General features: G+C 70.6%; 13 protein-coding genes and 1 pseudogene. 4 read left to right on the top strand and 10 right to left on the bottom strand.

Annotation, left to right across the window (positions count from 1 at the left end; all coding sequences use genetic code 11):
• Window positions 1-7: 7 nt before the first annotated feature.
• From IO33_RS0105710 to IO33_RS0105685, 6 genes are all read right to left on the bottom strand, one after another.
• Window positions 8-778, bottom strand: a complete 771-nt coding sequence (locus tag IO33_RS0105710; RefSeq protein WP_031160917.1) for a crotonase/enoyl-CoA hydratase family protein — start codon at window positions 776-778, stop codon at window positions 8-10.
• A 26-nt stretch (window positions 779-804) separates the two neighbouring features.
• A complete protein-coding gene (locus tag IO33_RS0105705; protein ID WP_031160915.1) occupies window positions 805-1,974 on the bottom strand; it encodes a CaiB/BaiF CoA transferase family protein in 1,170 nt (389 codons plus the stop codon).
• A gap of 155 nt (window positions 1,975-2,129) precedes the next feature.
• Complete coding sequence (locus IO33_RS0105700; RefSeq protein WP_245235711.1) at window positions 2,130-3,035, bottom strand: LysR family transcriptional regulator; 906 nt, start codon at window positions 3,033-3,035, stop codon at window positions 2,130-2,132.
• A 144-nt stretch (window positions 3,036-3,179) separates the two neighbouring features.
• A complete protein-coding gene (locus IO33_RS0105695) occupies window positions 3,180-3,638 on the bottom strand; it encodes an RrF2 family transcriptional regulator (protein ID WP_031160911.1) in 459 nt (152 codons plus the stop codon).
• A 48-nt stretch (window positions 3,639-3,686) separates the two neighbouring features.
• Window positions 3,687-4,910, bottom strand: coding sequence for an acyl-CoA dehydrogenase family protein (locus tag IO33_RS0105690; RefSeq protein WP_031160909.1), 1,224 nt, complete (start codon window positions 4,908-4,910; stop codon window positions 3,687-3,689).
• Window positions 4,911-5,610: 700 nt separating this feature from the next.
• Complete coding sequence (locus IO33_RS0105685; RefSeq protein WP_031160908.1) at window positions 5,611-6,588, bottom strand: ArsR/SmtB family transcription factor; 978 nt, start codon at window positions 6,586-6,588, stop codon at window positions 5,611-5,613.
• A gap of 85 nt (window positions 6,589-6,673) precedes the next feature.
• On the opposite strand from IO33_RS0105685, the gene IO33_RS0105680 reads away from it, so the two are divergent.
• Window positions 6,674-7,582, top strand: coding sequence for an oxidoreductase (locus IO33_RS0105680; protein WP_031160906.1), 909 nt, complete (start codon window positions 6,674-6,676; stop codon window positions 7,580-7,582).
• Window positions 7,583-7,792: 210 nt separating this feature from the next.
• On the opposite strand, the gene IO33_RS0105675 is transcribed toward IO33_RS0105680, so the two are convergent.
• From IO33_RS0105675 to IO33_RS0105665, 3 genes are all read right to left on the bottom strand, one after another.
• Complete coding sequence (locus IO33_RS0105675; protein ID WP_031160903.1) at window positions 7,793-8,008, bottom strand: hypothetical protein; 216 nt, start codon at window positions 8,006-8,008, stop codon at window positions 7,793-7,795.
• Window positions 8,009-8,125: 117 nt separating this feature from the next.
• On the bottom strand, window positions 8,126-9,295 hold the full coding sequence (locus tag IO33_RS0105670) for a chymotrypsin family serine protease (RefSeq protein WP_157857802.1): 1,170 nt from the start codon (window positions 9,293-9,295) through the stop codon (window positions 8,126-8,128).
• Between the two features lie 183 nt (window positions 9,296-9,478).
• Window positions 9,479-10,885 carry a short-chain fatty acyl-CoA regulator family protein gene (locus tag IO33_RS0105665; protein ID WP_031160899.1) on the bottom strand — a complete coding sequence of 469 codons (1,407 nt, stop codon included), beginning with the start codon at window positions 10,883-10,885 and terminating at the stop codon, window positions 9,479-9,481.
• Window positions 10,886-11,261: 376 nt separating this feature from the next.
• Between IO33_RS0105665 and aceA the strand changes: the two are divergent.
• From aceA to IO33_RS0105650, 3 genes and pseudogenes are all read left to right on the top strand, one after another.
• Window positions 11,262-12,544, top strand: a pseudogene (gene aceA, locus IO33_RS43830) (isocitrate lyase).
• Window positions 12,545-12,651: 107 nt separating this feature from the next.
• Entirely contained in the window at window positions 12,652-14,244 is a 1,593-nt protein-coding gene (aceB, locus tag IO33_RS0105655; protein ID WP_031160896.1) for a malate synthase A, read from the top strand.
• A complete protein-coding gene (locus tag IO33_RS0105650; RefSeq protein ID WP_031160894.1) occupies window positions 14,241-15,110 on the top strand; it encodes a 3-hydroxybutyryl-CoA dehydrogenase in 870 nt (289 codons plus the stop codon). Before aceB ends, IO33_RS0105650 begins: the two co-directional genes overlap by 4 nt.
• Before the next feature lie 308 nt (window positions 15,111-15,418).
• On the opposite strand, the gene IO33_RS0105645 is transcribed toward IO33_RS0105650, so the two are convergent.
• Window positions 15,419-17,209, bottom strand: coding sequence for a serine/threonine-protein kinase (locus tag IO33_RS0105645; RefSeq protein ID WP_037684960.1), 1,791 nt, complete (start codon window positions 17,207-17,209; stop codon window positions 15,419-15,421).
• Window positions 17,210-17,343 lie beyond the last annotated feature (134 nt).

Below are 17,343 nucleotides of genomic sequence, written 5' to 3'. Positions count from 1 at the left end.
TCGGGGGCTACCGGCCCTGCCAGACCGGGGAGCGGCGCTCGGTGAAGGCGGTCATGCCTTCGCGTACGTCGGCGGAGGCGGCGAGGCGGGCCATCTGCCGCGCCTGCACGGCGAACGCCTCCTCCTCGGGCGCGCCGTCGGCGGCGCGGACGAGTTCCTTGACGGCGGCCAGTGCCAGCGGGGCGTTCTGCGCGATCCGCTCGGCCAGTCGCAGGGCGGCGGCGACGGTTTCCCCGGCCGGCACGACCCGGTTGGCGATGCCCAGCAGGCCGGCCCGTTCGCCGGTGATTGGTTCGCCGGTCAGCAGCAGTTCCATGGCCAGGTGGTACGGGATGCGCTTGGGCAGCCGGATCACTCCGCCGCCCGCCGCGATCAGCCCGCGGCCGACCTCGGGAAGGCCGAACCGGGCGTCGGCCGCGGCGACGATCAGATCGCAGCCCAGGGCCAGTTCGAAGCCGCCTCCCACGGCCCAGCCCTCGACGGCGGCGATCAGCGGCTTGGCCGTACGCGCCCGGGTCAGGCCGCCGAAGCCGCGGCCCGGGATCTCGGGCGATTCACCGGCCAGCGCGGCCTTGAGGTCCATTCCGGCGCTGAACGTGCCGCCGGCACCGGTGAGCACGCCGGCCCGCAGGCCGGGGTCGGCCTCCAGCTGGTCGAGGGCCGTGGACAGTCCGGCGGCGACGGCCGCGTCGACCGCGTTGCGCGCCTTCGGCCGGTCGATGGTGATGAGCAGGCAGGAACCGATGATCTCGGTCCGCACCTCGGTGGTGCTGTGCATGGTGTGTGTCCTTGTTCGACGGCCGGTCAGCGGCCGGCGGCCAGTTCCTGGAAGACCTCTTCGGTGTGCTGTCCGGGCAGCGGGGCCGGCCGGCGGACCGAGCCCGGAGTGGCGGAGAACCGCACCGGGATACCGACCGAGCGGATGGCGCCCTCGCTGGGGTGTTCCACCACGTCGAGCAGCCGGCCGCCGCGCACGTACGGGTCCTCGGCGGCCCGGTCGAGTTCGAGCACGGGAGCCATCGGGATGCTGTGCTTGGCGCAGACCCGCTCCCACTCCTCGGTGGTCAGGCTCGGCGAGCACTGCCCCACCAGCTCCATCAGGGCGTCGACGTCGTCATCGGCGATGGACTCGCCGTTCACCCGCCGGTCCGCGGCGAGATCGGCGCGGTCGGCGGCGAGGAAGAAGTCCCGGAAGTTCCGCGGGTTGTACGGGATGACGCAGGCGAGGCCGTCCTTGGTGGGCACCGCGCGGTGGCCCCTCTTCATCGACAGCGGGAACCCGGTCGGCCCCTGCGGCGGTTCGAAGACATGGCCCGCCAGGTGCTCGACGAGGTTGAACGCGATGAGCGTGTCGGTCATCGGGATCTCGACGTGCTGGCCGACGCCGGTGCGGTCACGGTGGACCAGCGCGGCGAGCACCGAGTAGACGATGGTCAGCGCGCACACCTTGTCGCCGATGATCGTCGGCAGGTACGCCGGGGTGCCCAGCGCCCGGTTGGTCACGTCCACCAGACCGGAGGCGGCCTGTACGGTCTCGTCGTAGGCCGCGTTGCCGGCCCGGTCGGAATCGCTGCGGAATCCCTGGGCGTGGGCGTAGACCAGGCCGGGGTTGCGGGCGGCGACGTCGGCGTGGCCGAGGCCGAGGCGGGCGAGCGCGCCCGGGCGCATGTTGGTGACCAGCACGTCGGCGCTGTCGATCAGTTCGAAGGCCCGTGCGCGGTCGGCGTCGTCCTTGAGGTTCAAGGCCACGCTGCGCTTGTTGCGGTTGACGTTGAGGTTGAGCGGGGTCATGCCGGGTGTGGTGCGGTACGGACCCACCCGGATCGTGTCGGAGGGGGACTCGATCTTGATGACGTCGGCCCCGAGGTCGCCCAGGATCTGCGCCGCGTAGGGTCCCATCACCACCGTGGACAGATCGATCACCCGCACGCCGTCCAGCGGACCTGTGGTACCGGCGGCCGTGATGTCCATCATCACTCCTGTTCACGCAGTAATTTCATCGCGAATGTTTCCACCGACGACGTTAGGCATGAACAGCCAGGAAGGGAACGATCAACTGGCGAACAAGGGTATGACCACAGCGGTCACACCCATTCAGAATTCCACTGGGAAGGCTGCGTGAAAATCAGTCAGACGGTGATGACCTCACCGAAGATCCGGCGGCCCAGGACAGCGACCTCACCCAGGTCCCCACCGGCGTTCGCCCGATCAGCCCGGAACAACAGGCCGGTGATCAGGGTGGGTTGGAAGTCCTCGACCGGCAGCACGGCCACGTTGTCCAACCGGTAGCGGTGCATGGGGCTCTCCGGCGAGAGCATGGTCATCGAGAACGCGATGCCGGAGGAGATCAGTTCCGAGCTTCCGGAATAGTCCGCCATTTTTATACGGATTCTCTTCTTCACGCCGACTGAATTGAGACGGGCGTCGATTTCCTCGAAATATGCCGGGGTGGCGTCGTTCGGCGTGGCCACATACGACAGGTCGGCCAACTCCTCCAGGGTGACGGACGCCCGCCCCGCGAACCGGTCGGCCGGCACCGCGGCACCCAGCACCTCGCGCATCACCTCGATGACCTCCAGCGCCGGGTCGGACACCGGCAGCCGGACCAGTGCCATGGCCAGCCTGCCGTCGCGCACCGCCTCCGCCAGGTCCGCCGACGTGCCGGGCCAGCGCTTGAGTTCGCACACCTCACGACAGGCGTCCTCCAGCAGCCGGACCCGCTCCCGCAGCAGCGGGTGGACTCCCGCGGGCATCCCGATGAACAGCCTGTCCAGCCGCGGCCGCACCGCCTCGCTCAGCCGCCACGGGATCGAGTTGACGCGCTCCAGGACGTCGCGCGCCATCGGCAGCAGCGCGGCACCCGCCGGGGTCAGATCGACGCGGTGGGTGGTGCGCTCGAAGAGCTCGTGCCCGAGTTCGCGTTCGAGGTCCTTGATCCGCTGACTGAGCGGGGAAGCCGCCATGTGGAGTCTGCGCGCCGCCTGCGAGAAGTTGAGTTCCTCGGCCACGGCGACGAAGTAGCGCAGATGCAGCATGTCCACGCCTGTCACCCTACGGCAGGGTGTCCGATCTGCTGATCTTCAGCCCGGTGGAGCGGTGAGTGCCGCGCAGCCGCGGCCTGCTGGTCACCCGCTGAGCGGACGGACACGGAACCCGCGGTCGGAATCACCGGGCGCCGGTCAGGGGTTCGTCCAGGCCTCGGGGTCCTTCGTGAGGCTCAGGACATCGTCGGGCAACGTGGCCGCGGCCACGTGGGCCAGGGTGACCTCGCCGAGGATCTTGCGGACGTTGGCGCGTACGGCGATCCACAGCGGCAGCAGCGACTCCGCGGGACCGCAGTACGAGAGCTCGGGCGGGCGCACTCCCCGCACCGAGACCAGGGGGCCGTCCGCCACGCGGATCACGTCCGCGATGGCGATGGAGTCCGCCGGCCGGGCGAGCCGGTAGCCGCCCCTGCCGCCCCGCTGGCTGACCACGAGACCGCCCCGGCGCAGGTCGCCGAGGATGCCTTCCAGGAACTTGTGCGGGATGCCCTGCGCCGAGGCGATCGCCTCCGCCTTGAGCGAGGTGCCGTCCCCTGCGGCGGCGAGCTCCAGCGCCGCCCGCACCGCGTAGTCCGCCCGCGCCGAGATCCGCATGCCCCGATTATCCATCACTGCCGTGTCCGCCCGTCACCTGTTGCGCCGTCAGGCGGGAAGGGTGAACGGCGGGTGCGCACCGTTCAGGAAGTAGTCCCCGACCTCGCGCAGCCGGTGGGCGACCGGCTCGCGCAGGGTGTGCGTCCGGGCGTTGCGCCAGAAGCGGTCGAAGCCGTGCCGCGCCGAGGCGGCGTCGGCGCCGATGACGTCCAGGGCACGAGTGGTGATCTCCTGTACGGCCCGGGAAGCGGCGCTCTCGGCCACGCTCGCGACGACGGTGATCTCCGCGCACTCCTCGTCGTCGAGATCCTTGCCCTGTACGAGGCCGTGCAACAGGGCATCCACCGCCTGGTCGGCGAGGGCGGACGCGGCACGTGCGACGACGGCGAGCTCGCCGTACACGGTGAGGACGTACGGATCCTGCGGCGGGCTGCCCGGCCAGGGCTGGGGCGAGAAGGGCTGCCAGGGGGACTTGGTGACCCTCGCGTACTCGCGGACCTCGGCCAGCAGGCCCTCGGCCACGCCGAGACAGAACTGGACGGAGACCAGACGCGCGGTCGGTGCGGCCAGCGAGGCGAAGGGTGACAGGACGCCCTCGTCCGGCGAGAGGGAGCTGAGCACATCGCCGGTCCCGACCGGCACGGAGTCGAACTCCACGCCGCCTCCGGCCGCCAGCCGCTGGCCGAAGGTGTCCCTGCCGCCGCCGCTCACGACGCCCGGGCGGGCGGGGTCGACCAGGACGGCCAACGGCTCACCGGTGCCGTACTCGGCGGCTCGGACCACCAGCCGGTCGGCGATCCCGGCCCCGGTGGCGTACCTCTGGTAGCCGTTCAGCAGATAGCCGCCCGACGTGGGGGTCAGGATGAGCGGTGGTTCATGTGAGCCTATTCCACCTCCCCAGCACCACTGCCCGGCCGCCGAATCCCGCTCGACGCCGACGGCACGGGCGGGATCGGCGAAGAACCGGGGGCTGAAAGAGAGGAAGTAGTGGTTGCCCAGCAGCTGGCCGACGGCGCCGTCGGCCGCGGCGACGGTCCGGACGACCGCGCAGGCCGTGCGCCAGTCGGCGCCCCCTCCCCCGTGTTCGGCCGGCACCAGCAGCGTCAACAGCCCCGACTCGCGCAGCTGTGCGACCTCGTCGAGCGGTGCCTTGCCGGCCTGTTCACGCTCGACCGCGTCCGTGGCCAGGTCGTCCGCCACCTCACGGGCGATGTGCAGCCAGTCGACCTGCCCGGCCCCCGCATCGGTCACCTCGTCCGCCGTCACCGTCATACCCGCGCCCGCTTCTTGCGACTGCGGCTGTCGCTGCAGCTCAGTGCTGTGGTCATGGCGTCTTCCTTCAGGGGACCGAGGACGACGCGGTGCCCGGCGAGGCGGCGTGGAAGTGCGGCGGTGCGCGGTGACGCGTCGGCTTCATCATCCTCACCCCCCGCTTCGACCACCGTCAACGTTTCCCTAGTAATTCGATAGGAAAACTAGGGAATACTGGCGGAGTCTGGCTGATTCACGCTCTCGTACGGCGAGTTCGCGATGGCGGCCGGCCGGGCGGTCGTCCCTGACCGGGGCCGCCGGCGGCAACGGTGCGGCCGGTTGCCCCGCCCCCGGACCGGTCCGGCAGGCGGAGCAGGGGGCCGGGCTCCCGCCGCTTCGGGAAGTGGATGCGGCAGGAGTGCCGAGCGGGTCGGGCAGGGGAAGCGGTCAGGCCCGGACAGCGGGCGCGGCCCCCCGCCCCTCACCCCGTCAGGCCCCGCAGCGCGGCGCCCTCGGTCCGGTCGGCTGGACAGACCAAGCGGTCAGGTGCACCAGGCGACCTTGCGTCTGGACCTGCCGCGGTTCACCTGCCGCGGCGTCGAGCAGCCGGCCGAGCCGGATGTGCGGCCGCCGCCCAGGCAGGCCTGGACATCCCGTATGCCCTCCCGCCCCGCCTTGGTGGTCGGGTCCGGACATTGATCGGGGTCTGACGTCCGGAGCTTCAGGAGGAGGCGGCTTTGAGGAGGGTTTCGGCGGCGGTGGTGCGGGCGTAGAGGACGGAACGGCCGGCGCGATGGGCGCTGACCAGGCCCGCGGTGCGCAGAGCCGTGAGGTGTTGGGATACCCCGGCTGACGACAGGCCTGTTCGCCGGGCCAGTTCGGTGGTGGAGGCCGGGGTCTCCAGTTCGCTCAGCAGCAGGGTTCGTGAGCGGCCGAGGACGGGGGCGAGGGCACAGGCGCCGGTGGCAGGCCGCGATTCCCATAGTTCCCCGACACCACGTGCCGGATAGGCGAGTTGCGGCGGGTCCGGCGGTCGCACCCGGGTGCGCAGGCCGGGGCCGGTGAACGCGGACGGGATCAGCAGCAGTCCCGCGCCCGCGGATCGGCGGGGCATGTTGCGCTTCCGGCGGACCAGTCTGAGCGCGTTGCCGTCCCAGCTCACCGAGGCGTGCAGGTCGTTGAAGAGACGGCCCGCGCCGTGCTCGGCGACCGTTCGGGCCCGGTGGAAGATGTCGGCGTCCAGTACGGCCCTGATCCGTGCCCAGTAAGGGGCGAGCGCCAGCTCCCAGTACGTTTCCATCTCTTGTACGAGCTTGGTCAGGCCGGAGGGCGGGTCGGCATGCAGGATACGCAGCCGGGGGCCGAGATGTCCTTGGTGGCGGGCGAGATGGTCGAGGTCCTGGCGTACCCGGTCGGCGGGCGACGCCCGGATCGCATCCCACTCCGCCACCGGTGCGGGGGCCGGTTGAGCGGGGGCCGGGTTGAGGAAGTCGGGCACGTAGCCGGCGGGGCCGATCAGCTCGGCAAGCCATCCTCTGTCCAGGCCCGCGGCCATCACGCGTGGCCGCACCTGCTCGGCCCAGGACCGGTGGACCGGATGCGCCGTGTTCGATGTCAGCAGCCGGAAGCTGGGCGCGACCTCCCACATCGGCGAGACGGCGAACCGCACTTTCGCGAGATCGTTCGCTGAGAACGCCAGCTCCGCCACGACAGTCGCCCCTCGATGGATTCAGCCATGCCTTAAACAATGGCCCGTCAGGCTACCGTGCACCGATCATCCCGCCATGACCTCACAGACGATCACCGCAGCGGCATCGGGCACCTGGAAGCTCGGCGACCGCACGGTCAACCGGGTCGGCTTCGGTGCCATGCGCCTGCCCCAGCACGGCGAGGCGCTCGCGCCCGACGCCGTCCCGCGCGACCGCGACCAGGCGATCAAGGTGCTGCGCCGGGCCGTCGAGCTCGGCGTGAACCACATCGACACCGCCGCGTTCTACTTCTCGCCGCTGCGCTCCGCCAACGAGCTGATCAACCGTGCCCTCGCGCCCTACCGGGACGACCTCGTCATCGTCACCAAGGTCGGACCCGGCCGAGATCCCTCAGGCAACTGGCTGCCGCACGCCACCCCCCAGCAGCTCCGGGGCCAGGTCGAGGAGAACCTGCGCCAGCTCGGACGCGACCACCTCGACGTGGTGAACCTGCGCATCGTCGGCACCGATTCCATCGCCGACCGCTTCGGCGCGCTCGCCGAACTGCGCGACGCCGGACTCATCCGCCACCTGGGCCTGTCCAACGTCCGCCCCCACCACCTCGCCGAGGCCCAGGCCATCGCACCGGTGGTCTGCGTCCAGAACATGTACGGCATCGGCGCCTCGCCCGAACAGGAGGAGTTCCTGCGACGTTGCGGTGAACAACGCGTCGCGTTCGTGCCGTTCTACTCGATCGCCGGCAGCGGGCGCACGGCCGGCGCGCCTGCCGACGACAGCAGCAGTGTCCACGCCGTCGCCCGCCTTCGCGGGGTGAGCACAGCCCAGGTCCGGCTGGCGTGGACGCTGCACCGCGGTCCTCACGTCCTGGCCATTCCCGGCACCGGCGACCTCGGCCACCTCGCCCAGAACGTGGCGGCCGGCTCTCTGCGCCTTTCCGAGGACGAACTGGCCGTCCTGGACCCCCTCCACCACACAACCGCATGACCTGGTCACGGGGGGCCACCAAGGCGCCGTCCACGAACAGAATGGAGTGCACGGCCTTCCCAGGCAGCCTCCGCGGCCGGCCCGCCGCTTCGGCTCTGCACCTTCGCGACGCAGCACGGTGGCGCTCTTGCCTCTACTCGCCGACGAATCCGTCGATCGCTTCGCGCAGCAGGTCGGCAGTTCATGGCGAGGGTCGCCCGGTCGCCGCCGTCAGAACGGGCGGATCTCGCCTTCGCCGCTGTGTACGACGACGGGGCGGCCGGCATAGCGCTCGGCGATCGTCTGCGCCGTCGGCCGGTCCCGGTCCAGGGAGACGACCACCACGCCATGGCCGTCCTCCTCACCGACACCGACGGCGACCACCCCGCCGCGACCGAGCCACTCGCGGCTGATCTCCGTCTTGAGGGCGTCCAGATCCTCCGGCACGGCCTTCCCTCCCATCCATGCAGGACGGCGTGACACGGACTTCGAGCGCACGAAGTTCGTCGGACAGGTGCACGGTGAACGTGTTCTCGGCACCTTCTTTCAACGGGTCGACACGGCTCAGGTGTGGGTGGGGTGGCCTGGTGTCGACGGGCCACCGCCGTGCCCACCATGTCCCGGGCCCCCGCCCCCGTGGCCGGGCCCGCCCCCCGGGTGCGGGCCCGGACCGGTCACGGGCCCCGACGTGAGGATCGACACGTCGAGCGCGGCCGTTACTTCGTCGATCGGGTTGGCGAAGGTCGTCGTGCTACCGCCCGCGAAGAGCAGTCCCACCGCTTTCCCCGTCGCACGGTCCATGATGAGAGAGCCGGAGTCGCCGGCAGCGCTGAAGGGATGCCCGCCATCGCCCGTGATGGCGATCTGACCGGTGAAGGTGAACGTCCCGGTCTCGTAGGCAACGGCGGCGTCTGTGTTGACGCTTGTCACCTTACCGGTGGTGAAACCCGTGGTACGCCCCGACTTCTCGACCGCCTGGTGCAGCACGGCCGTGGCGGTTCCGGTAGGCGGCCCCGCCACCAGCTCGGCGACTGCCGCGACGATCTTCGGATCAAGCTGAGCGATGGCACAGTCGACCGTGTTGTTCTCCGGCTTGAGCGGGATGAAGCGAGTCAGCTTCGCCACTTCGTCGTTCGCCGGGTTGCCGCCGTCCAACAGTCCGGGCTGGTAGATCGGAGTACCTGGGTCCAGGCGGCTCTCGTCCGCGAGGACATGGTTGTTGCTCAGGATGAAATAGCCGGCGTGGTTGCTCACGATGGCGCCGAGCGTGCCCGCCATCACCACCTGGCCCTCCGGGTCCTCGTAGCCGACGCTGCTTCCCGGGTGCAACGGACGGTAGCGAAGTTTGGGGTCCGGCCCGAACGCGACGATCGTTCCGACCTGTTCTACGTCGACGTCCAGCCCGTCGAGGCTCGTGGGCAGCTGGTGCTCCTCCGGCACGTGGTCGAGCGGGAACTTGTGCCGTACGAACACCTTGACGGCGAGCAGTCCCGTGCTTCGCCCGGCCACGATCTTCTCGCCGATGCCTACACCGACCACGTTCTGGACCGGCTGCGTAGTGGCGGGCTGCCGGAGGACCTGCGCACGCGTCTCGGAGGACGGCCTCAGGAGACTCTCCGAAAGCTGAGACTTGGCCAGATCGGCGTCCCTCGCCACAGCGGATTGTGTGTACGAACTCAAACGGACCGGCATGGCGCACTCCAGAGTAACGGTGACCGGAAAGGGGGTGGACATGGACAACGTAGCCGGATTGCCACTGTCTTATGCCACTTTCATGCCATATAGGTGAATTCGCGCAGAGGATTACTGCAAACTGCTTCAGGCATAAACCTGAACGAGGTACGGATCAGTGCCTCCGCGGGCATCGACTCCGCCCGCGGCGGGCGCCGGCGCAGAAGGAGGCGAGAGCCGGCCAGGTCAGGTCACGTCGTCCGTCACGGGGTACGGCACGAAGGTGCTGGAGTTCTGGTCGATCCGGAGTGTGTGACCGAGGGGCGGGGCGGCACGCTGCGGGCAGTCCAGGCGTTCGCAGACGTGGCAGCCCATGCCGATCGAGGTGGCGGCGGAGGCGCTGGTGAGGTCGAGGCCGTCGGAGTAGACGAGGCGGTGGGCGTGGCGGATCTCGCAGCCGAGCCCGATGGCGAAGGTCTTGCCGGGCTCCCCCCAACCGCCACGGTGCCGGGTGACGGCTCGCGCGGTCCACAAGTAGCGCTGGCCGTCCGGCATTTCGGCGACCTGGACGTGGATGCGGCCGGGGGCGGCGAACGCCTCGTAGACGTTCCACAGCGGGCAGGTGCCGCCGGCGCGGGAGAAGTGGAAGCCCGTCGCGGACTGGCGCTTGGACATGTTGCCCGCGCGGTCGACGCGGACGAAGGAGAAGGGGACGCCGCGCAGGCGGGGGCGCTGGAGGGTGCTCAGGCGGTGGCAGACGGTCTCGTAGCCGAGGCCGTAGCGGTCGGTGAGGCGCTCGACGTCGTAGCGCACCTCCTCGGCGGCCGTGTGGAAGGCGCGGTACGGCAGGATCAGGGCCGCCGCGAAGTAGTTGGCGACGCCGATGCGGGCGAGGCGGTGGGCGGGCGAGCCGGACTCGAAGTCCTCGGCGGCCTGGCGGTCGAGTTCGTCGCCGTACTCGAGCAGGGCGAGCTGGGTCGCCATACGGAAGGCGCGCTGGCCCGGGCGCAGGCGACTGGACAGGCGCAGGGTGCGGGTTGCCTCGTCGTAGCGGTGCAGGTGTTCGCCCGTGTCGGCCGAGAAGCGGACGCCGTGGGTCCCGGTCAGGCGATCCGTCAGTGCCTGCACGACCTCGCCGGGCCGGATCCCGATCTCCTCGGCCAGGCGCTCGGCCGCGAGGTCGGTGTCGTGGAGGTAGTTCTGGCGGCGGTAGAAGAAGTCCCGGATCTCCTCGTGGGGTGAGCGGGGCGTCTGTCCCGCCGTGTCGCGGCCGTCGGCCGCTCCGGTGAGGCCCTCGGCCAGGAGTTGGTTGCGCCGGCCCAGGTCGAGGAGCACCTGGGCGACCGCGGGCAGGCGCGAGGCCAGTTCGGCGAGGTCGGACGCGGATATCCGGGCGGCGGCGATCTCCCGCGTCAGCGCTTCGCGCAGGTCGGCCACGAGGCGGGTCGTGTCGCGCTCGGAGAAGAAGCCGGGGTCGACGCCGAAGGTCTCGGTCAGCCGGAGCAGCACGGGCACGGTGAGCGGGCGGGAGTCGTGCTCCATCTGGTTGAGGTAGCTCGGGGAGATGCCCAGGACGCGGGCGAGTTCCGCCTGGCTCATGCGGCGCTCTTCACGCAGCCGCCGCAGGCGCGCTCCCGCGTAGGTCTTGCTCACCGTGTGTTCCTCCGGGTCCGGGTGATCGCGAGTGTAGGCCAACGGGGACCGGCTGACTCCTTCGCAAGATTGGCAAGAGTGGGGCGGGAAGATTCGCAGAAGTTGGCAGCCGTCCAAGGTTGTTGGCACTCAGTGCCAGTGCCAGAGTTTCAGTGCGGCCCGCCGGACCGGGCAGGCACCGCCGGAAACCGGGCCCGACTCACTGCCCTGACGTCGGAGATCCCGGCTCCGGCGGCGGGCTGCGTCGGCAGCATCGCTCGCTTTCGCCCTTCGCGGTTGCAGCGGGCCGCGTCCCACTGAGACGACACACAGTGCCACCCCGGCTGGAGCAGTTCGGGCTTGGCAGACGCCACAGATCGAGGAGACGGTGACAGTCATGGCAGAGGCGAGGACGCAGGCGGCCGAGGAACTCGCGCGGCGCTGGGCCACCGACCCGCGCTGGCAGGGCATCGAGCGCACGTACAGCGCGAAGGACGTGGTCCGGCTGTCCGGCAGTGTCCGAGAGGAACACTCCCTGGCCCGGCGCGGCGCCGAGCGGCTGTGGCGGCAGCTGCACGAGCAGGACTACATCCACGCGCTCGGTGCCCTCACGGGCGGTCAGGCCGTGCAGCAGGTCAAGGCGGGCCTGCAGGCCGTCTACCTGTCCGGCTGGCAGGTGGCGGCCGACGCCAACCAGGCCGGCCACACCTACCCCGACCAGAGCCTGTACCCCGCCAACTCCGTTCCGCAGGTGGTCCGTCGGATCAACAACGCGCTGCTGCGCGCCGACCAGATCGCCACCGCCGAGGACGCGGGCGACACCACCGACTGGCTGGCTCCGGTCGTCGCCGACGCGGAGGCCGGGTTCGGCGGTCCGCTGAACGCCTTCGAGCTGACCAAGGCGATGATCGCGGGGGTGCCGCCGGCATTCACTTCGAGGACCAGCTCGCCTCCGAGAAGAAGTGCGGCCACCTCGGCGGCAAGGTCCTGGTGCCGACCTCGCAGCACATCCGTACCCTCAACGCGGCTCGTCTCGCCGCCGACATCGCCGACGTGCCCACCGTGATCATCGCCCGCACCGACGCGCTCGCCGCCAGCCTGCTGACCACCGACGTGGACGAGCGCGACGCCGAGTTCGTCACCGGCGAGCGCACCGCGGAGGGCTTCTACCGGGTCCGCAACGGCATGGCCCCGGTCATCGCGCGTGGGCTGGCCTACGCCCCCTACGCCGACCTGATCTGGGTCGAGACCGGCACCCCGGACCTGGAGCAGGCGCGGGAGTTCGCCGAGGCCATCCACGCGCGCTATCCGGACCAGATGCTGGCCTACAACTGCTCGCCCTCCTTCAACTGGAAGGCGGCCCTGGACGACGACCAGATCGCCAAGTTCCAGCGGGAGCTGGGTGCGATGGGCTACCGCTTCCAGTTCATCACGCTGGCCGGCTTCCACTCCCTCAACCACGGCATGTTCGACCTGGCCCGCGGCTACGCCGAGCACGGCATGACCGCCTATGTCGACCTGCAGGAGCGCGAGTTCGCCGCACAGGCGCACGGCTTCACCGCCGTCAGGCACCAGAGGGAGGTCGGCACCGGGTACTTCGACCTGGTCTCGACGGCCGTCAACCCCGCCTCCTCCACCACCGCCCTGACCGGTTCCACGGAGGAAGAGCAGTTCCACTAGGCCGCTTCGGTACGTGTCCGGCCCGATCAGGCCGAGCGGGGACCGTACGACGGTCCCCGTGCGACCCCCGCTCCCGCTCCTGTCCCGCCCCTCCTCCAGGAGAAGCGATGTCCACCAGTGCTCTGACCCACCACGTCCGTGTTCTCGCGCCCCTGGGCGACCGGCACGACGAGATCCTCACGCCCGCCGCCCTGGACTTCGTCGGCAGGCTGGCCGCGGCCTTCGGCACACGCCGGCTGGACCTGATGAGGGAACGCCGCCGGCAGGTTCTGCGGCTGGCCGCCGGCTCCCCGCTCGACTTCCCGATGGTCACCTCCGCCGTCCGTGCCGACCCCACCTGGCGCGTCGCACCGCCCGCACCCGGCCTGACCGACCGCCGCGTCGAGATCACCGGTCCGCCGGACCGCCGTATGACGGTCAACGCTCTCAACTCCGATGCCCGCGTGTGGATGGCCGACTTCGAGGATGCCACGGCACCCACCTGGGAGAACGTCATCGGCGGCCAGCTCAACCTGCTCGACGCCATCGAACGCCGGATCGACTTCACCACGCCCGAAGGCAAGGAGTACCGGCTGGGCGAACAGCTCGCCACCATCATGGTGCGGCCCCGCGGCTGGCACCTCGACGAGGAGCACCTGGAGTACGACGGCCGACCCGTGCCCGCCGCACTCGTCGACTTCGGCCTGTACTTCTTCCACTGCGCCCGACGGCAGATCGACGCCGGGTACGGCCCCTACTTCTACCTCCCGAAGCTGGAGAACCGGTACGAGGCCCGGCTCTGGAACGACATCTTCGTCACCGCCCAGGACCTGCTCGGCATCCCCCAGGGCACGATCCGCGCCACGGTCCTCATCGAGACCATCACCGCCGCGTTCGAGATGGAGGAGATCCTCTCCGAGCTGCGCGACCACAGTGCCGGCCTCAACGCGGGTCGCTGGGACTACCTGTTCAGCCTGGTCAAGACCTTCGGCCACCGCACCGACTTCCTGCTGCCCGACCGCGCCAAGGTCACGATGACCGCCCCCTTCATGCGGGCGTACACCGAACTCCTCGTGCGCACCTGCCACAGGCGCGGTGCCCACGCCATCGGTGGCATGGCCGCCCACGTGCCGGGCAAGGACCCGGCCGCGAACCGGGCCACGCTCGCCGAGGTACGGCTGGACAAGGAGCGGGAGGCCGGGGACGGATTCGACGGCTCGTGGGTCGCCCACCCCGAACTCGTGCCCGTCTGCCGTGAGGTGTTCGACGGCGTCCTCGGCGAGCGGCCGCATCAGATCGGCCGGACCAGGGACGACGTGGACGTGACGGCCGCGGAGCTGCTGTCGGTGCGCCGGATCAGCGGGCCGCCCACGGCGGAGGGCGTGCGGACGAACATCGCGGTCGCCCTGCGCTACTTCGCCGCCTGGCTGCGCGGCCGGGGCGCCGTCGCCCTGTACGGCCTCATGGAGGACGCGGCCACCGCCGAGATCGCCCGCGTGCAGATCTGGCAGTGGCTGAGGCACCGCGTGATCGACCGGGAGACGGTCCTCGGACTGCTGGACGACGAGATCGCCGCGCTCGGCGCCGCACACCCCTGGGCACCCGTCGACGACGTCCGCGCCCTCTTCGAACGGACGGCGCTGACCGGCGAATTGCCGCTCTTCTTCACCCCGGACGCCTACTCCCGGCACCTCGTGCACCGGACGGAGGCGGTGGCATGAACGGGGACATCGGACGCGTCGGCGTGGTGGGCGGCGGCCAGATGGGAGCCGGCATCGCCGAGGTCTGCGCACGGGCCGGCCTCGACACCGTGGTGTGTGAAGTGGACGCGGTGGCGGCCCGCGCCGCGCAGGACCGAGTCGCGGCCTCGCTCGACCGCGCTGTACAGCGCGGCAAGCTGGAGAAGGCCGCCGCGCAGGACGCCTTCGCCCGGTTGGTCTTCACCGGTGACCTGGAAGACCTGGCCGACCGGCAGCTGGTCGTCGAAGCCGTCGTGGAGAACACGGATGCCAAGGCCGATGTGTTCGCCGCCCTCGACAAGGTCGTCGAGGATCCTGCCGCCGTCCTCGCCACCAACACCTCCTCACTCCCGATCATGCGACTCGGCATGGCCACGAGCCGCGCGGACCGGGTCGTGGGACTGCACTTCTTCAACCCCGTACCCGTGCTGCCGCTGGTGGAGGTCGTGACCTCGCTGCACACATCGGCCGCCACGTCCGCCACGGTCGAGGACTTCGCGGTCCGTGTGCTCGGCAAGAGGGTGATCCGGTCCCGGGACCGGGCCGGTTTCGTCGTCAACGCGCTGCTCATCCCCTATCTGCTGTCCTCGATCCGGATGGCCGAGTCCGGTTTCGCCACGGCCGCCGACATCGACACCGGCATGGAGCTGGGCTGCGCTCACCCGATGGGCCCACTGAAGCTCGCGGACCTGATCGGACTGGACACCGTCGCATCGATCGCCGAGGCGCTCTACGACGAGTTCCGCGAGCCGCTCTACGCACCGCCACCACTGCTGCACCGGATGGTGGAGGCGGGACTGCTCGGCCGTAGGACCGGCAGCGGGTTCCACACCTACGACCAGGACTGAGGGCCTGGTACGCCACGGGCTGAGGGGCCCGTACCGCCGGCAGGGCGAGGGTCCCGCGCGGCATCACAGGGAAGGGCGGGAAGCGCGCGTGCGGGCGCTTCCCGCCCAGTGGCCTTCGCCGCCGCCCATGCGCCGACCCGGATAGCGAGGGTGAGACGCAGGCACCAAGGCAGAGCCGACTGCACCGCCTGGTGCGCTGCCTCCCCCTGATCGCCCCCGTCCTGCTGCGGACCGTCCGCCCACACCGTCTTTGTTCGTCCGCACCCCATCGAGGCGCCGGCACGGGTGTGCGCGGCAAAGACGGCCCCTCACTCGCCATTGGGCATGACCCTCACTGTCTTGCCCTTGGAATCCGCCTGGAGGTAGCCGAGTTGGCCGTAGGCATTGCTGAGGTACACGGCCATTCCGACGGGCGTGCCGAAGTCGTCGTCCGCCAGTTCCAGGACGAGATAGCGCGTGGTCACGTGATCGACGTTCAGCTTCTTCTCGCCGTCGCGCAGCATTGCCGGCACCGCGTCCCAGTCGAATCCGTCGAGGGTGACGGGTTTGTCGCCGTCGAACAGCGTCGAACTGATGATGCCCTTCTCGACGGCCTGCCCGGGACGGTACGTGTACGTGTCGTACTTGGTGTCGCTGCCCTTCACCATCAGCTCGGCGGTGACGTACTGCGGATAGACGGTGAGGCCGCCGAAGCGGTCTCTGCCGGTCTCCTTCTTCAACGCCTCGACGGCGGTGCGGATACCGGCCGGTGTCAACAGGTCGGTCTTACTGGTCCGTTCCTTCTCCGCCGGCGAGGCCGAGACGGGAGCCGGTCCGCTCGATGGCGCTGCCCCGGTGGTGGAACCGGCGGACCGCGAGGGGCCGGACGAGCCGGAGGCATGGGTGCCGCCATCCGGCCTCAGCGCCCATATGAGACTGCCGGCGAGTGCCACTCCCGCCACGGGCAGGCCCACCCATATCCAGCGCCGGTGGCTCTGGTGTGCCGACACGGTTGTGGACCCGGGCCGCGCGTCGGCGGGGCCTGAGTCGGGGTCTGATGCCACGGTACGTCCGGGGCGGCTGTCGTAGGACCCCGGGAACATCACGGGTGCCGGACCGAAACCGTCCGTCGCCGTCGTGCCAGCGGGAGGCGGTACCGCGGGCACCGCCGACGCGGGGCCGGGAGCCGGTGGGGCAGACGTCTTCGGCTCGCGGACGGGAGGCGGCCCGCCGAGCGGGGGGTGCAGTTGGTACGAGGTGGGAGTCACGGCGTCACGGGCCGCGGCGTCCAGCATCCGCTCCAGCTCCGCGGCGCCGGGCCGTGCCGCAGGGTCGCGGACGAGAACCCGGGCCAGGACGTCCCGCAGCGCGCCTGCCCGGACCGGTGGCGGGATCTCTTCGCTCAGGACGGCGGCGAGCGTCGCGAGGGTCGTGTTCCGGCGCAGCGGGTGATGACCCTCCACAGCGGCGTAGAGCATCATTCCCAGCGACCACAGGTCCGAGGAAGGGCCGCCGTCGTGGCCCGACACGCGTTCCGGCGCCATGTAGTCGGGCGTGCCGATGATCGACCCGGTGGCCGTGAGGACGGTCGACTCGCGGATCGCCGCGATACCGAAGTCGGTGAGCACCGGACGGCCGTCGGGACGCAGGAGAACGTTGGCCGGTTTCACATCGCGGTGCTGGATGCCGACCTCGTGCGCCGCGCGCAGGGCGGCCAGCACCTCGCGTCCGACCAGCGCCGCTTCACGGGGTTCCATCGGTCCGCGGGCGAGACGATCGGCCAGGGAACCGCCGGTGACGAGTTCCATGACGATCCAGGGGTAGGTCTCCGGGCCGTCGTCCACAATGTGATGGATCGTCACCACGTTGGGGTGACTGACCTGAGCCAGGGCGCGAGCCTCCCGCAGGACCCGCTCCCGAAGCATCCGCGCGGCTTCCGGATCATATTCGGCGAGGTCCGGATCGGGCGGCCTGACCTCTTTGACGGCCACGCTCCGGTGCAGCACCAGATCCCGGGCCAGCCAGACCATGCCCATACCGCCACCGCCGAGCCGCTTCTCCAGCTCGAACCGTCGGTCGACAACCCGTCTGCCGCTGTTGTCGCCGGCCGCATCGCTCATGGACGGGAGCATAGTCGCCGCCGCTGACACCCCGGGCAGGCCACCCGCAGCCCCGCGGCGGCCGGCGGCGCGCCCCGGTCGACAGGGGGCCGTGTCGCGTCACGATCGCCCGCGCCGACCCAGCACAGATCTCC

Source organism: Streptomyces durhamensis (assembly GCF_000725475.1).
Classification (GTDB): domain Bacteria; phylum Actinomycetota; class Actinomycetes; order Streptomycetales; family Streptomycetaceae; genus Streptomyces; species Streptomyces filipinensis.
The sequence above is the reverse complement of the archived record's forward strand: the minus strand, read 5'-3'. Positions and strand labels throughout refer to the sequence as shown.